General features: G+C 48.2%; 18 protein-coding genes, 1 tRNA gene, 1 other RNA gene and 1 pseudogene. 19 read left to right on the forward strand and 2 right to left on the reverse strand.

What is annotated here, in order from left to right:
* Window positions 1-37: 37 nt before the first annotated feature.
* Together betB and betI are read right to left on the reverse strand one after the other, a co-directional pair.
* On the reverse strand, window positions 38-1,507 hold the full coding sequence (gene betB / locus HALTITAN_RS05610; protein WP_039858292.1) for a betaine-aldehyde dehydrogenase: 1,470 nt from the start codon (window positions 1,505-1,507) through the stop codon (window positions 38-40).
* 23 nt (window positions 1,508-1,530) lie between these two features.
* The gene (gene betI / locus HALTITAN_RS05615) at window positions 1,531-2,151 is read right to left on the reverse strand and encodes a transcriptional regulator BetI (RefSeq protein ID WP_009286516.1); all 621 of its coding nucleotides are present in this window, start codon (window positions 2,149-2,151) and stop codon (window positions 1,531-1,533) included.
* Between the two features lie 229 nt (window positions 2,152-2,380).
* Between betI and HALTITAN_RS05620 the strand changes: the two genes are divergently transcribed.
* The 19 genes and pseudogenes from HALTITAN_RS05620 (at window position 2,381) to HALTITAN_RS05695 (ending at window position 19,932) form a co-directional block, all read left to right on the forward strand.
* The gene (locus tag HALTITAN_RS05620) at window positions 2,381-3,319 is read left to right on the forward strand and encodes a choline ABC transporter substrate-binding protein (RefSeq protein WP_009286517.1); all 939 of its coding nucleotides are present in this window, start codon (window positions 2,381-2,383) and stop codon (window positions 3,317-3,319) included.
* 100 nt (window positions 3,320-3,419) lie between these two features.
* A tRNA-Met gene (locus HALTITAN_RS05625) sits at window positions 3,420-3,496 on the forward strand.
* A 52-nt stretch (window positions 3,497-3,548) separates the two neighbouring features.
* Window positions 3,549-3,645: signal recognition particle sRNA small type (gene ffs / locus HALTITAN_RS24695), an RNA gene on the forward strand.
* 122 nt (window positions 3,646-3,767) lie between these two features.
* Complete coding sequence (locus tag HALTITAN_RS05630; RefSeq protein ID WP_039858295.1) at window positions 3,768-4,391, forward strand: TnsA endonuclease N-terminal domain-containing protein; 624 nt, start codon at window positions 3,768-3,770, stop codon at window positions 4,389-4,391.
* Window positions 4,392-4,399: 8 nt separating this feature from the next.
* Entirely contained in the window at window positions 4,400-6,295 is a 1,896-nt protein-coding gene (locus HALTITAN_RS05635) for an integrase catalytic domain-containing protein (RefSeq protein ID WP_051051887.1), read from the forward strand.
* Window positions 6,295-7,314 (forward strand): TniB family NTP-binding protein, encoded by a 1,020-nt coding sequence (locus HALTITAN_RS05640; RefSeq protein ID WP_009286518.1) that lies wholly within the window; start codon window positions 6,295-6,297, stop codon window positions 7,312-7,314. Before HALTITAN_RS05635 ends, HALTITAN_RS05640 begins: the two co-directional genes overlap by 1 nt.
* Window positions 7,315-7,459: 145 nt before the next feature.
* Entirely contained in the window at window positions 7,460-7,777 is a 318-nt protein-coding gene (locus tag HALTITAN_RS05645; protein ID WP_039858296.1) for a helix-turn-helix domain-containing protein, read from the forward strand.
* 210 nt (window positions 7,778-7,987) lie between these two features.
* Window positions 7,988-8,218 (forward strand): BrxA family protein, encoded by a 231-nt coding sequence (locus tag HALTITAN_RS25945; RefSeq protein WP_236557285.1) that lies wholly within the window; start codon window positions 7,988-7,990, stop codon window positions 8,216-8,218.
* 666 nt (window positions 8,219-8,884) lie between these two features.
* Window positions 8,885-11,893 (forward strand): reverse transcriptase domain-containing protein, encoded by a 3,009-nt coding sequence (locus HALTITAN_RS05655; RefSeq protein WP_009286519.1) that lies wholly within the window; start codon window positions 8,885-8,887, stop codon window positions 11,891-11,893.
* A 238-nt stretch (window positions 11,894-12,131) separates the two neighbouring features.
* Entirely contained in the window at window positions 12,132-14,000 is a 1,869-nt protein-coding gene (locus HALTITAN_RS05660) for a KAP family P-loop NTPase fold protein (RefSeq protein WP_009286520.1), read from the forward strand.
* Window positions 14,000-14,833 (forward strand): hypothetical protein, encoded by an 834-nt coding sequence (locus HALTITAN_RS05665; RefSeq protein ID WP_009286521.1) that lies wholly within the window; start codon window positions 14,000-14,002, stop codon window positions 14,831-14,833. Before HALTITAN_RS05660 ends, HALTITAN_RS05665 begins: the two co-directional genes overlap by 1 nt.
* Window positions 14,830-16,095: a Qat anti-phage system QueC-like protein QatC gene (gene qatC, locus HALTITAN_RS05670; protein ID WP_009286522.1), complete on the forward strand. Its 1,266-nt coding sequence runs from the start codon at window positions 14,830-14,832 to the stop codon at window positions 16,093-16,095. The genes HALTITAN_RS05665 and qatC overlap by 4 nt, the downstream gene beginning before the upstream one ends.
* Window positions 16,092-16,865 (forward strand): Qat anti-phage system TatD family nuclease QatD, encoded by a 774-nt coding sequence (qatD, locus tag HALTITAN_RS05675; RefSeq protein ID WP_009286523.1) that lies wholly within the window; start codon window positions 16,092-16,094, stop codon window positions 16,863-16,865. Before qatC ends, qatD begins: the two co-directional genes overlap by 4 nt.
* 96 nt (window positions 16,866-16,961) lie before the next feature.
* Window positions 16,962-17,497: pseudogene (locus HALTITAN_RS25950) on the forward strand (BREX system Lon protease-like protein BrxL); the annotation flags it as partial.
* A complete protein-coding gene (locus tag HALTITAN_RS25955) occupies window positions 17,494-17,820 on the forward strand; it encodes a hypothetical protein (RefSeq protein ID WP_236557480.1) in 327 nt (108 codons plus the stop codon). The pseudogene HALTITAN_RS25950 and the gene HALTITAN_RS25955, both read left to right, overlap by 4 nt.
* 187 nt (window positions 17,821-18,007) lie before the next feature.
* Entirely contained in the window at window positions 18,008-18,214 is a 207-nt protein-coding gene (locus HALTITAN_RS25960) for a hypothetical protein (RefSeq protein ID WP_236557286.1), read from the forward strand.
* Between the two features lie 62 nt (window positions 18,215-18,276).
* Window positions 18,277-18,459, forward strand: a complete 183-nt coding sequence (locus HALTITAN_RS05685; RefSeq protein WP_039858298.1) for a hypothetical protein — start codon at window positions 18,277-18,279, stop codon at window positions 18,457-18,459.
* Window positions 18,460-18,517: 58 nt separating this feature from the next.
* Entirely contained in the window at window positions 18,518-18,841 is a 324-nt protein-coding gene (locus HALTITAN_RS05690; RefSeq protein WP_039858299.1) for a hypothetical protein, read from the forward strand.
* A gap of 263 nt (window positions 18,842-19,104) precedes the next feature.
* Complete coding sequence (locus HALTITAN_RS05695) at window positions 19,105-19,932, forward strand: hypothetical protein (RefSeq protein ID WP_009286524.1); 828 nt, start codon at window positions 19,105-19,107, stop codon at window positions 19,930-19,932.
* Window positions 19,933-19,935 lie beyond the last annotated feature (3 nt).

The following is a 19,935-nucleotide window of genomic DNA, read 5'->3' on the forward strand; positions in this document are numbered from 1 at the left end:
TCGTGTTATGCCTACCGGCGGAGCTTAGTGCTTAGAGTTAAAACACTGACTCAAACGGCCCCATTTCGATTTGTACCGACTTGGTCTGGGTGTAGTGATTGAGCGTCTCAACACCGTTTTCGCGACCAATACCCGACTCTTTATAGCCGCCTACCGGCATCTCGGAGGGGGACTCGCCCCAGGTGTTTATCCAGCAAATCCCCGCTTCAAGTTGGTGTATCACACGGTGGGCGCGGTTCAGGCTTTCGCTGAAGACACCGGCGGCAAGGCCGTAGGTGGTGTCGTTGGCGCGGCGAATGACTTCCGCCTCATCATCAAAGGCGAGTACCGACATCACCGGGCCAAAGATCTCTTCGCGCACGATACGCATCTCATCAGTGCAGTCGGTAAACACGGTGGGTGCAGCCCAGGCGCCATTGGCAAAGCTACCGGTGTTCCATTCGTCGCCACCCACGAGCAGGCGAGCGCCTTGCTCTTTGCCCAGGGCAATATAGGAGAGCACTTTCTCCTGATGCTCGAAGCTGACCAGGGGGCCAAAGTTGACGCTGGGATCCATGGGGTCGCCTGCTTTGATGCGCTTAACGCGCTCCACCAGTTTGGCTTCAAAAGCGTCTTTAACGCTGCGCTCAACAAATACCCGCGTGCCGTTGGTACAGATTTGGCCGCTGGAGTAGAAGTTGGCCATCATGGCGGCGTCTGCAGCGCGATCAAGGTCGGCATCTGCAAACACCAGCAGCGGCGATTTGCCGCCCAGTTCCATGGTGACGTCTTTCAGCGTTGAGCTAGCAGCGGCGGCCATCACTTTCTTGCCGGTGCCTGCTTCGCCGGTGAACGAGACTTTGGCGATGCCTGGGTGTTCGGTGAGCATGGCGCCCACGCGGCCGTCGCCCTGAACCACGTTAAAGACGCCGTTGGGCAGGCCTGCCTCGGTAAAGATTTCCGCTAGTTTCATCACGGTCAGCGGAGTCACTTCGCTGGGCTTGAATACCACTGCGTTGCCTGCCGCCAGCGCCGGAGCGGCTTTCCAGCAGGCGATTTGGATCGGGTAGTTCCAGGCGCCAATGGCACCAATGACACCCAAGGGCTCGCGGCGAGTGTACACAAAAGAGCTGTCGCGAAGGGGGATCTGGCTGCCTTCAATAGCCGGCGCCAGGCCCGCGTAGTACTCCAGCGCATCTGCGCCGGTAACGATATCGACACTGGCCGTTTCGCTGATCGGCTTGCCGGTATTGCGGGTTTCAAGCTCGGCAAGCTCGTCATTGCGCTCTCTTAACAGCGCGACGGCGCGCAGCAGGATGCGTGAGCGCTCCATGCCGCTCATCGCGGCCCACTCGCGCTGGCCGCGCTGGGCTGCGGCGACCGCAGTGTCAACATCCGCTTGGCTGGCTTGGCCGATAGTGGCCAGCAGGCTGCCATCGAAGGGGTTGGTAACGGTAAAAGTATCGCCTGAAGTGGCGTTTACCTGGCGACCATCAATATAAAGTGGCTGTACGTCTTGAGCGGCCATGTCGATCTCCAAGAATCAGAAAATTAAAGGTAAATATTGGATGCTTTGTTGGTGCATCCATGATGAGCAAAAAGCTGGTCGAGATAGGTGTGGGCAAGGTAGCGGGCCTCTTCGGCGTCAAGGCCTTCTGGCGTTAGTGCGCCACGCAGCCATAGCCCATCAATCATGGCGGCTAAGCCGCGTGCTGCGTTGCGGGCTTCTACGCGGGGCATAACACGTCGGAACTGGTGACATAAATTGCTGTAAAGACGGCGATCATTGACGTTTTGCAGACGCTGCAGCATAGGCTTATGCATGCTGCTGGCCCAGAACGCTAACCATGTCTTGGCGGCGGGGCCGGTGACCTGAGTGCGGTCAAAGTTACCCTCAATAATGGCACCGATATGGGCGCGGGGAGAGTCGTCTTCCAACGCATGGCGACGCACCGCAACAGCTCCGGACAGGTCGGTCAAGATTTGCCGCATCGTCGCTTCCAGCAAGCCATCTTTACCGCCAAAGTAGTGGCTGATAATGCCCGCTGAAACGCCCGCATGGCGGGCAATTCGCATCACGGTAGTTTCGGCTAAGCCGACTTCATCAATGGCTGCCATAGTCGCGTTGATTAACTGCTGGCGGCGTATCGGTTCCATTCCCACCTTTGGCACGACGTTCTCCTAATTCGTTGAATGCCTAACAGGGTCGTTGCTTGAAACCCGAGCGTAGACATGATTACCTAACAATGATGGCATTTTTTTATTGAACGTTCAATCAATAAAAAGACAGCGATGATTGCTACGCACTGCGACCACTGCAGCAACGGAGTGTTCGTATCTATGTTTTGGAAATACGTATTGGCAATATGTATTGGCAATAAGCTTATAAAAGGGGACTACGATGATGAGCAGAACTTCTTCACGCTATGCAGGTGCTTTATTGCTGGCAGCGGGTCTGCCAACGGCAGCCTATGCAAACGAGTGCAGCAGCGTGCGCTTTGCTGAAGTGGGCTGGACAGATATTACCGCCACCACTGCGCTCGCCAGCGAAGTCCTTGAAGGGCTTGGCTATGAGCCAAGCGTCGATACAGTTTCCGTTCCGATTGCCTACGCCGGTATGCGCAACAATGATTTCGATGTCTTCCTGGGTAACTGGATGCCCTCGATGGCCTCTATTAGTGACCCCTATATCGAGCGCGGTGAAGTTGAGCGCTTGGCGACCAACCTGGAAGGGGCGAAGTATACCCTGGCAGTGCCTCAGTACGTTTACGATGCGGGGGTAACGTCGGTTAACGATTTGGCCGAGCATGCGGAGCAGTTTGAGCGTAGCGTGCACGGCATCGAAGCGGGTAACGACGGTAACGAGCTCATTGAGCAGATGATCGATGATGATGCTTATGGGTTAGGCGATTGGCAGGTGATCGATTCCAGCGAAGCGGGAATGTTGGCGGAACTGCGCGCCCGGGTACCCAATGAGCAGTGGATGGTGTTTTTGGGCTGGGAGCCGCACCCCATGAACTCTAACTTCGATATGGCTTATCTTGCTGATGCCGACGACTATTTTGGCCCAAATTTAGGCGGCGCGACTGTGCACACGAATACCCGAGCGGGATTCGTGGATGAGTGCCCGAATGTGGGTACCTTGCTGCGCAATATGACCTTCACGCTGGAAATGGAAAATCAGCTCATGAGCGCGATCATGGATGATGGCGAAGATCCCCGTGATGCCGCACGTGACTATTTGAAGGCTAATGATAGCCTACTGGACGAGTGGTTAGACGGCGTTACAACACGAGACGGCGAGCCAGGTGCAGAGGCCGTGCGCGCCGCTATTCAGTAAGTCAATTTCGATACGCTTTGTTGACTAGCAGGGCAAGCCGGAATCCGGCTTGCCTTTCGTCATTAAGGTAGGCATAATCTGCACCCGTTGATGAGGGAAAGGCTACGTAGCTCAGCTGGTTAGAGCACATCACTCATAATGATGGGGTCCCCTGTTCAAATCAGGGCGTAGCCACCACATCAGCCTCAGCACACTTAATATATAACAGAGTGTGCCGTTATGGTGGTCCCTTAGGTCCTCCCGCAACGCTAAACTGCGAACCCCGCCAGGCCCGGAAGGGAGCAACGGTAGTGGTGGCTGCGTGTGCCGGGATGTGGCTTTTGGGGCCGCCTCCATTTCTTGTCGTTTCTGGTCTGTTTTGACATAAAATCCGGTTAAAATGACATAATTTGCGGTTTCTCGTGACATAACCTATTTTTGTAGTAAACCTACGAAATGGGGTGCTGTCATGTACAGGCGTAAGCTCCGTCATTCCCGTGTCAAAAACCTCTATAAATTTGCTAGCTTCAAAACTGCTTCTGCTCACACTGTAGAGTCGTCCCTAGAATTTGATGCCTGCTACCACTTTGAATACTCTCCTCACGTTAAGTCTTTTATTGCCCAGCCTATGGGTTTTACTTACTCAATTCATGGGAAAACTAACCCCTACACTCCTGATTTTAAGATAATAAATAATAATCAAAAAATGGCCTTTATTGAGGTCAAGCCCCATAGTAAAACCCTCCATCCAGAATTTTTTCAAAAATTCCAGGCAAAAAAAGAAGCAGCATGTCAGTTAGGTTTTGAGCTGAGCTTAGTAACTGAGCTTCAAATCAGAAAGTATCCAGTCTTGAATAATTTTAAGCTGCTACATCGTTACGCTGGTTTTCAGAGCCATTGCGAGTTGTATGATAGTGTTTATGGCCTTGTAAAAATTCACTCCCCTATTTTCTTGCATGAAATTTGTGCTCTATATGACATTAGCTTCCGTCCTAGAGTTATTCGCTCACTGGTTTCGTTAATAGCCTCTGGGAAATTAAAGGCCAATATATTGGAAAAGCAAATTGGTGACGATTTGCTTCTTTGGGCATGAGGTGACTTATGTTGGAAGATCCTTTTTTTGATGAGTTTTTAGCAGGCATAGATTTTTCGCAAGCAGCGAGTAAAAAAAGCCGTGATGAAATTGAGGATGTGGCATTCATAACAATAGATGATCTTAATGAGGATTGCGCCGATAAAGCTTTGTTCAAGTATAAGGTAATAAAGTTAGTCAATAAAAGGCTTAATGGAGGCTGGACGAAGAAGAATGTAGAGCCAATTATCTATGAATTGTATAATGAGGGTGTTATAGATAAAAAGCCTGGGTGGCAAAGCGTAGCTAGATGGAATGCAAAGTATCGTGTCGATAAAAATTTGCTTTCCTTGGTTGATATAAGAGCTATAAAAAATAATTTTTGTGATTTTAGTTCTTTTTCAAAAGACACTTTCTTTTGGGACGCTGTCGAAAAAAAATATCTTACACGAGTGAGGGGGTCTGTTGCGACCACTTATCAGTTTTATAAGGATTTAATATTAGTCCATAATAATGAAAATCCAGATGATCAGTTTGAAGCGGTTGGGCGAAGTGCCTTTTACGATAGAGTTAAAAAGCTTCCACCTTATATTTGTGACTTGAAGCGTTATGGCAAGCGATATGCGGATAAAAAATATCGATTGATCAATAGTTTCACAAAATCTACTAGAGTGATGGAACGTGTTGAAATTGATCATACTGCTCTTGACTTGATCTTGCTTGATGATACCTTAAATACCCCTATTGGAAGGCCATTTATAACTGTCTTGATTGATACATTTAGTAAATGTATCGTGGGTTTTTATTTAAGCTTTAGAGGGCCGAGCTATAATTCTGTAAGGTGTGCAGTGTTAAATGCGTGCTTGGATAAAAAAGACTTGTTGGAAAAGTATCCAGACATCGAAAAAGATTGGCCATGTCAAGGGCGTATTGAAACACTTGTTGTTGATAACGGCGCAGAGTTTTGGTCGAAAGATCTTGAGAGATTTTCTACCTCAATAGGAATGAGCGTTGAGTACAATCCAGTTGGAAAACCGTGGAAGAAACCTTTAGTCGAGAGAATATTTAACACCTACAATACAGAGTTTATTCATCAGATACCGGGAAAAACTTTCTCAAGTGCAAAAGATTTAGAAGGTTATGAGCCTGAGAAAGATGCGTTATTACCATTTTCCAGGTTTTTACATCTGCTTCATATATGGGTTGTAGATATTTATAATCAGCAGCCAAATAAACGTAGAACCAATATACCTGCTTTATCTTGGCAGATTGGGTGTCAAGATTTTCCACCGGTTGTTTACCAAGGGGCTGAAAAACAAAGATTTAAAATCGAAAGCTTTCCTACCGTCTATCGAGATTTACGACCAATTGGGATAGAGGTGGATCATATCAGCTATAGCAGCGAAATGTTGGTAGAGTTCAGAAAAAATCACCCGCCGCCCCCCGGTCAGAAAAAGCATAAGCTTTGTGTTAAGCGAGACCCGTCTGATGTTTCTTTTGTGTATGTATTCTTACCTGGATTGGAGAAGTATATCAAAGTTAATGCTACTAGCCAGGAGTTTCATTTAGAGGGCGTCTCTATTTTCCAGTACCAAGTTATGAGAAGGTTGTTGAATAATCATATTGAAATTAATACCGATCATGAGGGGCTTGCCCTTGCAAATATGAAGCTCAGCGAGAGAATGGATGATATAAGGGGAAATGCTTTAGTCAAGAAGAGAAGTAGCCTAAAAGGAATGAAAAGCGTTGCTGCTTTCATAGGCGTGGATAGTGAGAGTGATGCGACTTTTGAAAGTGTGCACCGTGACATGAAAAGTAGAGATAACGCTATGTGTGATTCTTCAGAAGACGGCTTAACAGATTCAAAAAACTTTGAGCTTGTTGATGATTGGCACGATATTGCTGTTGATGTGGAGCCTTATTAATGAGCAACATACTGTCTGAAGCTAAATGTAGTCAATTGATTTATTTTAGAAACTGTTTTGTCCAACATGCAGCCTTAATACAGGCGATGAGTTCTTTGAATCGATTGAAAAATAATCAGCTATTAGGCGGAGAACAGCAGTGTATGTTGCTGTTAGGAGATACAGGGACTGGTAAAAGTAAATTAATCAATGAGTTTTATTCGGCATTTCCAAGCTACAGAGAGGGCGATGTTCTAGTAAAGCCTGTGCTCGTTTCGCGCATACCAAGTAAGCCTGATGTTGAAAAAATGATGATTCAATTATTGAGCGATTTGGGGTATTTTGGTTCAGAAGCAAGAAAAGGTAGTCGTCGTGAGACGGGCCTAGCAGAGGCATTAGTCAAAGTATTAAAAAAATGTAAAACACAAATAATCATCATCAATGAATTTCAAGAGTTAATAGAGTTTAAGTCGGTTGAAGATCGTCAACGTGTTGCCAATAGACTTAAGTTGCTCAGCGAGCAGGCTTGCATACCCATCGTTTTAGTAGGTATGCCCTGGGCTTCTGAAATATCTAACGAGCCTCAATGGGCCTCGCGATTAATGTGTTCAATAGAACTGCCGTATTTTAAAATTTTTAAACAAATCGATCGTGTTGAGTATGTAAGGTTTTTAAAAGGCTTGGCGTTAAGGATGGGCTTTCATGAACCGCCGCCACTTCATAGCGATGAGATACTATTTCCACTTTTTTCTGCAACGCGAGGTGAGGTAAGAAAAATTAAACACATTCTCGATGAGGTTCTTTTTTTAGCCTTGTCGCAGGGAGATAATACTGTTCATAGGCAGCATTTTGTTGATGTTTTGGATAACGTTTTTTTTGATAAAGATAATCCATTCAAGCTGCCTATTGATGATGTCCCACTGAGCGAAGTATCTCGATATGCATCTTATAATCGCTACTCATCGGTTGAGTCTGAGACTTTTATAGGAACTCAGTTTGGTCGGAAAATTTCGACTAGAGAATTATTTTCTAAAAATTAGTAAATTATCGTGAAAGATTTCCTTTTGTTAAATCAAAATGAAGACACCTTCAAAACACCATTGCATTCTTGCTAAGAATCTCTTAGCATATTTTTGTGTCATCTTGCGCTAGCCTAGCGGCTTTCCAAGTAGCGATGGTGTTTTCATGGATAGTCCGCTTCCAGATCGCTTGAGAGCCGCCAGGCAAGCAGCGGGTATGACACAAAGGCAGTTGGGTGAATACCTCGGCATGGAGCCGAATCTGGCGAGTGCGCGTATGACGCAGTATGAAAAGGGCCAGCATGCGCCCAATTACCAGTTGCTGAAGAGGCTTTCAGAGGCACTGGAGGTGCCCATTCCCTATTTTTTCTGCGAAGACGATACGATTGCAGAACTTATCCTTGAGCTGGATAAGCTCGATCCTGCGGAACGCCGAAGCTTGCTGGAGCAGCTCAAGAAGGGCAGTAAGCCTAGTAAAAGCTGATTTCATTACTGATAAACTGTCCGCAATTCCAATGTAATTAACCTTGATGAGCGCCTTTCAACTTCTTTCAGCTACAATTCTGACCTGATCGGCGGTGGGCTGATGGTACGCGAAAGCCGCTCCATCGCCGATGTGCTGCGGTCTGAAGCAGATGATGAACAGTGGCAGTAGGCAATCATTGTTGATAACCGCCTCCAGAAGAACCGTCCCGTGGCTGTTAAATCTGTAAGCCAAGCCATTCGTAAACGCTTAGAGAAGTTGGAGCGATCTTTCTGGCAAGCACTAAGCGATGGAGACGACCAGCTCGCAACACAGGTTACTTTCTGTGCGTCCATGGCACGTAACCTGCTACTGGTGGAGTTTCTTGAAAGTGTCGTCGCCGATGCGTTCCTAACTCAGTCGGAGGCGCTTCAGGCCTACCCCAGTGGGATGAGTTTTTAGCCGAGTGTGCCCATCGCTACGAAGCTATAGTGGGCTGGGCCGAAAGCTCCAAACGTAAAATGTGGTAGGTGGTGAATCGTATGCTGGATGAAGTCGGCGTATTGGAATCCAGCCGCTCACACAAATTACAGCCATTGCTGCTTCGCCCAGAAGTAAAAAGCCTGCTGGAAATCTACCAGCACGACCGCTTGAGTGCTTGTTGTAGCCTCCGTTCTAATTGCTTACGTCAAAATAAAACTAAGTAGACCTTGCAACACAGGTGGCAAGCGGCATAGTCTTATATAAAATCAGTCTTGTGCATTAACAAAACCTTGCATTAAACATGCTAGACATAGGGACGCAGCCGCATGTCACAGAGTAATTACTACCCTATAATTAGCAGTTTTATTAGCTATAAATATGCAGAAACAAGCTGCAGAATATTTCTGACCTATATGCGTTAAGCGTAGATTCTAACCAGCGGGAGCAGTTAGTGTTGTAAACATTGCCTTTGCTAAGTCGTATATAAGTTATCATGTCCCATGCTGACTTAGTAGATAAATGATATCGACCTATAGACTTGGGTTTAAAAACGCAGTTTTCTCGAGTGATTAAGATGGGTGTAATCATTTAATAGATTCTAAAGCTTTATGCAGAATAAAGACAATTATCACTGGAGATGATTAAGTGACGGTAACCTTAAAAACCCTTGGTATCGCATTCCGCAAAGCCAAGGTGGATCTCTACTACTCTACCAATCGCTCACTTTTTGCAATAGTTGATTATGAGGAAAATTTGCAGGAAAACCTTCAGCTGCTGCAAAAAAAGATCAATAGCAGGTCTACCACTTGGGTGAAAGACCCTGACTTTCTCGGAACATGGTCCCTCGCGCCTAAATCTATCAGGTGTGGAAAAGACAAAAAAGCTGGATTGATTCATGCCTCCCCTGAACAGGAGTGGGCCTGTTTCAACAAAGCTGATGAAAAGTCTTTTGCTGAGTTTCGGCTCATGGCTAAGTGCAGCATAGATTTCCATGTGCTCTCGGCACTCTGGATGCTGAAAGTCGGGCACCTCTTCGATGATCAACTGAGTCAAAACATTTACGGTAGCCGGCTGCGTAGAACAATTGATAACGAAGTAAATGAGTTTTCGCTTGGCTCCTTCAAATCTTACCTAAAGCCTTTCAGTGATTGGCGTGACGGTGCAATTAAAACTATGCGCACGGCGCTTGATGACAAGAAGAAGGTTCTGGCGCTCACTGCGGATGTCAGCAGCTTTTATCATCGGCTTCATCCCAAGTTTATGCTCAGCGAAGCCTTTCAGGAGATTGCAAGTGTTGAGTTAGATCAAGAGCAACGGAAGCTCCACCAACTTTTTATCAACGCACTGATTGCCTGGGCAAAGGGCACGCCCCTTAAAACAGGATTGCCCGTGGGTTTACCAGCTTCCGCCGTTGTCGCTAATGCTGCGTTAATCGGCCTTGACCAGTTCATTGAGCGGCAGGTAGTTCCGCTTTACTACGGTCGATACGTGGACGATGTACTACTGGTGATGGAAAACTCCAGTAATATTCAAACCATGGAGAAGTTTTGGGAATGGATATTCAGCCGAGACGGTGGATCTAAAATTCTAGGTTGGGATAAACAAGAAAAATCAACAGACAAAAGCATCCTGTTCAAACCGAGGTACCTTGAGAACAGTCACGTCGCGTTCGAAAACAGCAAGAACAAACTTTTCGTATTGTCCGGTGGCCCGGGAAAAGCATTGGTCAATGCCATCGGCGAGCAGGTCAACCAGCGCGCCAGTGAGTGGCGATCATTACCAGACCTTCCAGAAAACCCAAATGTAATTGCCACAGATCTATTAAAAGCGACAAACCATGCTGGAGAGCATGCCGATAATCTACGCAAGACCGACGCATTGACTTTGCACAGGGCAGGCTTCGCACTCAACCTTCGAGATTACGAAGCATACGAGCGGGATCTCACTCCAAGTGCATGGCGAGCCCAGCGTCACGCCTTTTTTTCGGCTGTCATTGACCACCTGATTACTCCGGTAACATTTTTTGAGTTGGCGCAGTATCTTCCCCGCGTAATCCGCATGGCCGTAGCGTGTAAGGATTTCAAGATGCTTGGGAATATCTTACATAGCCTTAGAAAATTGATAGAAACGGTTTCTGAAGACTGCCAGCCAAGCATTAAGTCATTGACTTCAGACATTGAGTTAGACCGCAACGATGCCCTATGGCGTTGGCAGGTGGCTCTTCATAATTCTGTAGCAGAAAACATTATCGCGGCATTACCGCCACGATTGGGTACCTCAAAGGTTCGTGAGTGGGAACTGCATGTAAGGTCGCACTGGCTAAGAATCACTGAAGCATTATGGGACGGGCATAGCATGTACCCACACTCTATTAAGGAGTTGAAGGATTATCACCTTCGCCTCTTCAGTCATGACCTCGCGCACATTCCGCTACGATTTGTCGGGTTGCCGAAAGAGATGGTCAGCCGTAGAGGAATTCCAGCTCGCAGAAGCTTGATCGAAGCATCAGTGGATGAGCTTTTGCCTGAGGCGGTTACTTCGGGTATTAGGGTTCTTTCGCAGTGGGTTAAGCTGGAAAACAACACCCCCTTGGGGCTCTATTTCTCCACACGCCCGTTCAGTCTTCAAGAGCTTTACTTGGTCGCCAAGGAGCCTTTCAAACAAGAAAATCAGGATGATCTGGGCAAGGTAGTTCTCTCCCTGCGAGGCTTTTCACCTAAAGAACAGAAAATGCCGACCTGGGGGGGGAGTGGGCGTATGTTGCGAGTCCCCGATGGAAAGCCTACTCCCAGACAGACCATAGCAGTCGCAAGCTGGAAAACGAGCGATAAAAGCTTCATCTCGGTAGTAATGGGAAAGGCAGACCCCGATAGTCGGCGTCGCTATCAGCGACTTAATCGCTTAATCAATGAGCTAATCTCGCGTCCAGATGGTGCGGGTTACTTGGTATTTCCTGAGCTAGCCTTGCCAACCCGGTGGTTCATGCGCATTGCCGACAAGCTCAAAGGGCGGGGCATTTCTTTGATCACAGGTGTAGAGTATCTACATGCTAAGAAGAAAACGGTCAGAAACCAGGTCTGGGCATCACTGACCCATGATGGTCTGGGCTTTCCGTCCCTTATGATTTATCGACAGGACAAGCAGTTCCCTGCACTCCACGAAGAAGTCGAACTACGTCGTCTATCTGGTGTAAAGATGGTGCCCTATGTTACTTGGGTGAACCCGCCCATTATCAAGCACGGTAACTTCCGTTTTGCCTTGATGGTATGCAGCGAGTTAACCAATATCCGGTACCGAGGCGATCTAAGAGGGAAAGTGGACGCATTGTTTGTTCCTGAATGGAATACCGATATAGACACTTTCAACGCGCTGATCGAATCTGCAGCACTGGATATTCATGCCTATATCATTCAGTGCAACAACCGTACCTACGGCGATAGCCGCATACGTGCGCCCTACAAAGACCGCTGGAAACGTGATGTACTGCGCGTGAAAGGTGGCAACCACGATTACTGCATCACTGGCGAGATCGACATTCTTGCACTACGCCAATTCCAATCCTGCCACCGTTCTCCAGGCGAAGGCTTTAAGCCAGTGCCGGATGGTTTTGCAGCCGACATGTCGAAAGACCGAAAAGTTTTACCCAAAGGGTGAGGTTAATAGGGCAACAAGATTAAAGGCCCCCTTGATGGCTACAAGCCCTACCACTTCTTATTTTAGTGCATCGGTTTATTAAACGAGCCTTGGATACTGACAAGAATAATCCATTCGAACATCCAGCGGAAAATTACAAAGACTGCTAATGGAAATTAGCAGCTTTTCCGGTTACGTTTGACTCCTGGGTGGCGAGAATTTTTGCCTGCTTCGCAGTTTGGATAACGGATGTTAGACCATGTGGCATGACAATGAGACGGCTATTGATTACCTGAATTTCGGCGTAGTTGCTGATGCTTGTGCGAGTATGCTGAAGCGCGCCGATGGTGCTCCTATTTCCATTGGAGTGTCTGGGGGATGGGGAGCAGGTAAGTCATCTTTGATAAAGATGGTTGCAGTACGTTTACACACATTATCTGAACCAGATTTAAGCGAAAAACCAGATAATACTTTTGTCGTGTTAACTTTCAATCCGTGGCTATATCAGGATTTTGAATCTGCGCGAAGTGCTCTGCTTCAAATCGTAGGTGACGAGATTGTTCGACTTGCGAAAGAAAACGAGACCATAGCAGATAAGGTTGATGAACTATGGCGTCGTATCAACCTCCTCAGGATTGCTCAGTTGAGCGGTGAAGCCGCACTGACATTAACGACTGGCATTCCGGCCGGAGCCCTTGGCAAAACGTTCAATTCCATCGTTAACCTTGTCTCTTCGGATGCAAGAAAAACACAAGCTGTAGAAGTCGATGCTGAAGGTATCGCGGCTGCGGCAACGGGTTTATTGAGGCCAAGTGAACCGTTTTCCATGCCAGCTCATATCCAAGCCTTCCGTGACACGCTGGAAAGCCTCCTCGACGACCTAAAAGTCACCTTGGTCATTTTTGTCGATGATTTGGATCGGTGCCTTCCGCAAACTGCTATTTCAACGCTGGAGTCTATTCGCCTGCTGCTATTTATCCCCCGCAGCGCATTCGTCGTTGCTGCCGATAACGACTTTATTAAGGCAGCGGTAAAAGTTCATTTCGATGGGGCTGGGATCTCGAGTGACGTTGCCACCAATTACTTTGACAAGCTCATCCAGGTTCCACTTCACGTTCCACGGCTTGGTCTCAATGAGGCAAAAGCCTACCTGGCACTGCTCTTGCTCGAGCGAGAGGCCAAGGCTGGTACTTTCACTAAAGAGCAGTTCGAAAGCGCGCTCAAGCTCATTCCCGAAAGACTGAGAAACAGCTGGAGAGGCGATACGATCAATCAAGAGTTTCTCTATGAACTAGTCGGAACAGACGAAACATTGAGAAGCTTGATGGATCTTGCAGAGGGATTGGCGTCTATGCTTCATCGCTCATCAGCAGTCAATGCTAACCCTCGGCTTATGAAGCGCTTCCTAAACACGGTTTATCTACGTGAGGCTCTTTCTGCGCCGCAGGGAATCAAGCTAGATATCGCCGCATTGGCAAAATGGCACCTTATTGAGCGTTGTGATGAAGCTCTAGCTGAAGCGTTGGCTGGACAGGTGCATTCAGACAATGATGGTCGAGTAGAGGTTCTTGCTGAAGCAGAGAGTGCGGCTGCAAGCCAAGCTCGGTTGCCCGAGCCTTTCAAGGACAACCCTTTTACTCGTCAGTGGCTTGATTTGCCACCTGCACTTGGTACTGAAGATTTACGCCCATTGCTTCACCTGAGCCGTGACTCAGGCACGCGTGACTTTGGCGATGACAACATGACGCCTGATTCAAGAAAACTTCGTGATGCTCTAAAGACTGCCACTAGTGGGCATAAATCCCTCACAGAGCTTATGAACAAGATTGGGCCTGATCAGACCGAACTGGCGATGTCCAAAGCATGGCTGAGCTGTAGCACCACTCGCAATTGGAAGCGCAATGATGAAATTGTGATGCTTATTGAGTGCTGCAAGGTTTTTCCGGAAATTGGAAAAAAAGCAGCCAGCTTGTTAGAACAAGCTCCTCTAAAGCAAGTCGGGCCCGGCATTATTCCAACCCTAGGTGCCCAACCATGGGCGCAAGAGGTCTTAGATCGCTGGAAGGATCTTAACGAATTGCCTAAGACAACTAAGAATGCGATTGTGAACTTGAAGGCGAAGCGCTGATGGGGACTTCAACATCTAGTAATGGTGGCCGTGCAGGATCTCCTTTTGACCCAGAATGGCTCGCTCCAGATGGAACGGCACCAAGCAACCCTGATAGTGAAACACAGTCAGATCCTGAAAAAGACAATGGCGAGGGGGCGGCTGACAGTGATTCGCCTGTGGCACGCGAGAATGTTATTGCTCCAGATCGTCGCTTTGGTCCTGCGCGATCGCAAATGGGTTCTTACCTAAAAAATGGCAATCGCGACAATCTTCGTGGTGCTATCCGAAGCATGGTGTCAAAAGGAATGGGGGGAGCAAGCCGTGCTGCTTCCACTATGCGTAGCACAGCCAAAGGGGCCGGGGCTCTCGGTCAATTCCTCGAAGCAGCTCGAGATGGTAAGGATCCGCGTGTAACGGACTGGGTAGAGCGCTGTAGGGCGGCTAATCTTTCTGCTTCTGACTTGGCGCTTGAGGTTTTAAAAGAGGTTATCTCAGGTTCTGGAAGTATTGACGAAGAATCTTTACGTGATGCCGGTACTAATGCGCTAGCCAAGCTCTACGAGAATCACCCGAACGTCGATATTTTTGATTTAACAGATGCTCAAATTGCCGAAGTGATTGGTCTGACAATCGCTAATCAAATCTGTCAGTGCATCGATATGCAGCTCGGGCAGACCTACGAAAAACTGAAGCATGACCCAGCCCAGATCCAAGAGCGCCGAACGGACATAAGGGAGTGGGTCTGGGCAGAGGTACGGGTGACCCTGGAGGAGAAAAAAGCCTCACATACAGATCCTAAGAACTTGGCTCAATCAGTCCTTCAATCTGCTTTGCAGGTATTTGCCGAATGAACAAGATTTTGTGCTCCACCGCGGATCGTATCCCGCAGCAGTTGCAAACAGGCGAGAGAGTTTTCTCGTATTTTAAAGGAGCCAAACGCAATGATGTTGGTGCAATTGCCAACCGTTGGCATGGAACACTGAAGCGAGTCGGATTCCGGCCATCACCGGCAGTTTGGGACTTTGTACAGTTTTGCCTAGCGGTCTGTAGTGCTGACTTGGCCAGCCCCAGGAGCACCAGTGCAGACGGATGGACGCGTACGATCCAACTCACTTTAGGACTTTGTGAGCCGCTGCGATGGGTACCCTTCAAGTATCACCTTGAGGAAATGCTAAAGGTTTTGACTGGCGACTATTGGACCTTGGTTTTTAATGATGCAGGGTATAAGCCTCCTCAGGGAGATGGCGGATACCTCCAGAACGACTGCGTTTCTTTGCTATCAGGCGGCCTCGATAGCCTGATTGGCGGTATCGATTTAGTGACTGAAGAAAAGAGGCCTTTGTTCGTTTCCCAGCTTGCGCATAAAGATTCGGAGCTGCAGCGACGCTATGCTGAGTTGTTGGCAGGCAGGGGCTCTCATTATCAGTGGAGCCACGGTATAAGTTTCAAAGGTGTACGGGAATCGTCGACTCGTGCCCGATCCTTGGCCTTCTACGCGTTTGCTGTACTTGCCTCCACGAAGATTAATCTGCCAAAGCCTAAGATCTACATTCCTGAAAACGGCTTTATCTGCATTAACCCTCCATTGGTACCCGGGAGAGTCTCGAGCCTAAGTACACGCACAACTCACCCGCTCTTCATTGGTATGCTCCAGAGTGTGCTTGATGAACTTGGGATATCTGTGGAGCTGGTACTGCCTTATCGCTTGCAAACTAAAGGCGAGATGATGCGAGGTTGCCTCGATCAAGAAAGGTTGAGAGCGTTGGCGGCAAACTCTACAAGCTGTGGGCGCTTTAGAACTTATAATCGTCAGCACTGTGGTCGTTGTGTACCTTGCTTGATTCGTCGATCTGCATTCTTGGCCTGGGAGCCAGAGTCCGATACCACCAACTATCGTTTTCCATCAGTAGTTGGCAGCGATAAGTCAGGTGGCCCCGATGACCCTATGGCTGTAGCTCTGGCTGTGCTTGATGCCAAGCAGAGAGGGCTGGATCGATTCCTGGGGGGCACACTGGCTTTTGCATCAATTGAGGAGCGTCCAGACTATCGCCGAGTCCTTAAGCAGGGGCTTGCTGAATTGGAAGCTGTTCTTGTTCAGGATCAATTGCTTTGATTGACTTTCATTGTCACGTAGATCTCTATCCCAAAGCTAGGGAAGTGCATGCTGAGGCACTGCAGCGCAACGTATTCACGTGGCTAGTAACTACGAGTCCGAAGGCCTTTCAAGCAACGAGTTCAGTGCTTGGTCATCACGAGACAATGTTGATCAGCCCTGGCCTGCACCCTGAAATCGCTGGCGATCGTTTCCAGGAGTTGGAGCTTCTTATAGAGCTGATTGATGGCGCCAAAACTGTCGGTGAAATCGGTTTGGATGGCTCCAAGAGGTATGCCTCTAGCTACCTAAAGCAGAAGCAAGTTTTCTCTACTGCCGTGAAGCGATGCCATGATTTGGGCGGGCGTACGCTCAGTATCCACTCGAGGCAGGCGGTTGTAGACGTGTTGACGTTACTTAGAGAGTTTCCAGATCACGGTATCCCCATTCTGCATTGGTTCACCGGGTCGGTATCGGAGCTTAAAGCTGCCGCTGCACAAGGCTGTTGGTTCAGCATTGGTCCAGCAGCTTTCAATTCTGCGGCAGGGAAGGCATTGGCCAAAAAGCTGCCAAAGGAAAAGGTTGTTCCTGAAAGTGATGGTCCCTTTGCACAGTTAAATGGCCAACCCGTGATGCCATGGGATTTCGAAATCACCGTCATCCTGCTCAGCAAAGCTTGGGAAATGCCAGTAAGAGATGTTCGGTATCAATTGCTTAACAATGCCAAAGTATTGCTTGGGGTAATGGATTGCACAGCTGTAGCGACAAGCCTTATTCTTGAAACAAAGTAATATGTAGCATTTGTGGTATTCAGAGCTCAGTAGTACTGGGCCGACAGTATTTTGGTTTCTGGCGGGCAAACCACGGTGGCTAACCTGTTCTACAACATGAGCTCACGGGGCATTGGCCTGGTGGGTATGTGGGATTTGATGGCGTTCGATGAAGTGGCCGGTATCTCTTTCAAGGATAAGGACGGGGTGCAGATCATGAAGAACTACATGGCCTCTGGTTCTTTTGCCCGTGGGCGCGAAGAGATGGAGGCCTCAGCCTCGATGGTGTTCGTCGGCAACATCAACCAAAGCGTGGAGTCGCTTGTAAAACCAGTCACCTATTGACGCCATTCACCGATGCCATGATTGGTGCCGCGTTCTTTGATCGCTTTCATGCCTATATTCCTGGTTTGGAAATCCCCAAGATGCGGCCCTCGTTCTTCACTCAGCGCTATGGGTTTATCGTCGACTAACTGGCTGAATTCTTCCGTGAAAGGCGCAAACGCAGCTTCGCTGATGACATTGATTGCTACTTCTCGTTGTGTGACAGCCTCAATCAACGTGACGTGATCGCGGTACGTAAAACTGTGTCGGGCCTGCTGAAGCAGATGTTCCCTCATGGTGAGTACATGAAAGACGATATACGGGAGTGCCTGGAATACGCCATGCAAGTACGCCGCCGCGTGAAGGAGCGGCTGAAAAAAATGGTGGCATGGAGTTCTACGATGTCCACTTCAGCTACATTGACAAAGAGACCTTGGAAGAGCACTTTGTGTCGGTGAAAGGGCAGGGCGGTGGCGGCCTGATTCCAGAAGGCCAGAGCAAGCCAGGCGTGGTGCATACCATTGGTCTGAGTGATAAGGACATGCCGGGGGTTTACCGCATCGAAATGCAGGTAACCGCAGGCAGCGGCAAGCTGGCCATGTCAGGGCTTTGGAGTTCCACCGCTACCAAAGTAAGTCAAATTAGTGTTTGATTACTTCAAGGCCAACGCCAGCCGCATCAGCGGTGCCCGTAAGGTGTTGGAGCATGATTTTCACCTCCATGTGGTCGATCTACAAAATAGCGGCGTTTTGCGTGACCTCTCACTCGCTAGCTTGGTCGCGTTCTCTTGAGGTCTGGTCGGTAAACCTACTCAGAGCCAAATGGTCGTGCTGGGCGATATGAGCCTAGGAAGCAGCCTAAAGCTTGTCGAAAGTCTAGCGGAATGCCTGCAGGTTGCTTTTGATGCCTGTGGCAAGCGCGTCACCCTGCCCATGAGCAGCGCTATGGATATTTCTACCATACCTGGTGAGCTGTTCACCAAGTTTCAAACCAATTTCTATGCCGAACCGATTGATGCAGTGGTCAAAGCGCTTGGGGTGGATTAAGGTTGATGAGTCTATTGCGATGATACATTCATGCTCTCGCACGCTTTACAGGAGGCAGTTAGATGGAAAAATCTAATGAGCTCAGTGATGTAAAAGCAAACGGCGGTCCTCTGCAGCGGCTTAAGGGCTCGGTTGGCAAATATGAACTGCCATTTGAGCCTTTAGGCATTGAGGACTGGGAGGCTATGCAGCTGGAAGAGCTTGTTCCAGCCACCCGCACAAGTGATGAGCATTTGCCGAGATAGGCACGCATTGCACATGCCATGTGAGTGAGTACATGGTCGGTAGGCGAGGAGCATAGCAATGAAAGTGACTGAAAAAGTTGAAGTCGAGGCCGTCACCGATGTGGTGTGCGATGTATGCCTAACCACAACGCGTGTAGCAGATGGAAATTTTGAGTACGCCACCCTCAAAGCCCATTGGGGCTATGGCTCTCAACACGACGGCGAGCGTTATGAAGTTTACCTGTGCGAAAGCTGCTTTTTCAGCACGTTGGCTTACTTCAAACAAGAACGCCGCGTGCAAAATTTGTTCAGCAAAGATAGCGACAGAGATCAGGCCTTCAATACAGATGACCGCATTGGGCTCGTGGCGAAGGATGACTATTTTGGTGACAGGGATACATAATCTTGATAAGTGGTTTTGCTTCGCTTTTGGACTGGCTACAGAGGGCTGCTTTAGGCAGGTTTCGACCCAAAGCGGCCCTTCCAACGAAAGCAGCATGCTGATGCAGCCGGCTCGATAATCTAAGCAGTGCTGCCTATCTATACTTAATTTATTTTAATTTCCATTGGATCGATCGTGAATGAAGGTATAACCTGAATGAATGCACTGCCGGGTTCATTCGGGTTATGTAAAGGGGGTATAATCACTGTTAGTAGAGAGGCGGCATGCCAGTTTGTTCTTACTGCGAAAATGAGTGCTCACTGACAAGGGAACATATAATTCCCAATTTCTTATACCGTTATCAAAAGCGCAATGGCGGTCATATTGGATGGAATGAAGGTGCACAGAAGATCATAGGTGGCGAAGCGCAAATCAAGGACGTCTGTCAACGTTGCAACAATGGTGTCCTGCACGATCTAGATGACTACGGAAGGGAGTTTCTTGAGAATGCCGGAATTTTCGTCGAAAATTTTTTGATAAAGCAACATGTCGTATACTATGACTATTGTTCTCTTTTACGTTGGCTTTTAAAGATCTCATTCAACTCTGCACGGGCGTCAAAGAACCAAGCCAGCGTGTTCGAGTACCAAAAAGGTTTCATCCTGAACGGTAGTGGTAGTAGCGATGCTGAACACCCCAAAGAAACCTTCTTATTGGCAGGTTTAGTTAAGCCTGCGTCGCTATCCGAGGACGAAGCAAAGAAATATGCCAGCCAGTTACCGATTTCGGATGAGGGGTTCTCGAATCCATTTTTTATACGCCTATCTTGGGTTCCTGCGATCTCAGGTAGTCATGTAATACGATTAGTCGTTATTGGTGCGCTGGTATTCCATTTAGTCATTTTCAACAATGAAGTTAAACCGGGGTTTCGACGTTCTCAGGTAAGACGTTGGCTAAAAGAAAATAAAGGGATGCAACTTGTTGATCCTGCCAAAAAAGCTATTACTTTGACGCAAAACGATATTAGTTTTCTAGATCATACCAGTATGCAGCTCGGTCGGGATAAGCATCGCGAGGCTGCGGAGAACCTACTAACAAGTAGTTTCAGGTGATGC

The sequence above is a fragment of the Vreelandella titanicae BH1 genome (assembly GCF_000336575.1).
Taxonomy (GTDB): Bacteria; Pseudomonadota; Gammaproteobacteria; order Pseudomonadales; family Halomonadaceae; genus Vreelandella; species Vreelandella titanicae.

Coding starts and splice junctions, on each gene's coding strand:
- betB (WP_039858292.1), bottom strand. CDS start 1,507: ATGGCCGCTCAAGACGTACAGCCACTTTATATTGATGGTCGCCAGGTA.
- HALTITAN_RS05620 (WP_009286517.1), top strand. CDS start 2,381: ATGATGAGCAGAACTTCTTCACGCTATGCAGGTGCTTTATTGCTGGCA.
- HALTITAN_RS05630 (WP_039858295.1), top strand. CDS start 3,768: ATGTACAGGCGTAAGCTCCGTCATTCCCGTGTCAAAAACCTCTATAAA.
- HALTITAN_RS05635 (WP_051051887.1), top strand. CDS start 4,400: ATGTTGGAAGATCCTTTTTTTGATGAGTTTTTAGCAGGCATAGATTTT.
- HALTITAN_RS05640 (WP_009286518.1), top strand. CDS start 6,295: ATGAGCAACATACTGTCTGAAGCTAAATGTAGTCAATTGATTTATTTT.
- HALTITAN_RS05645 (WP_039858296.1), top strand. CDS start 7,460: ATGGATAGTCCGCTTCCAGATCGCTTGAGAGCCGCCAGGCAAGCAGCG.
- HALTITAN_RS05660 (WP_009286520.1), top strand. CDS start 12,132: ATGTGGCATGACAATGAGACGGCTATTGATTACCTGAATTTCGGCGTA.
- HALTITAN_RS05665 (WP_009286521.1), top strand. CDS start 14,000: ATGGGGACTTCAACATCTAGTAATGGTGGCCGTGCAGGATCTCCTTTT.
- qatC (WP_009286522.1), top strand. CDS start 14,830: ATGAACAAGATTTTGTGCTCCACCGCGGATCGTATCCCGCAGCAGTTG.
- HALTITAN_RS25960 (WP_236557286.1), top strand. CDS start 18,008: ATGAGCCTAGGAAGCAGCCTAAAGCTTGTCGAAAGTCTAGCGGAATGC.
- HALTITAN_RS05685 (WP_039858298.1), top strand. CDS start 18,277: ATGGAAAAATCTAATGAGCTCAGTGATGTAAAAGCAAACGGCGGTCCT.
- HALTITAN_RS05690 (WP_039858299.1), top strand. CDS start 18,518: ATGAAAGTGACTGAAAAAGTTGAAGTCGAGGCCGTCACCGATGTGGTG.
- HALTITAN_RS05695 (WP_009286524.1), top strand. CDS start 19,105: ATGCCAGTTTGTTCTTACTGCGAAAATGAGTGCTCACTGACAAGGGAA.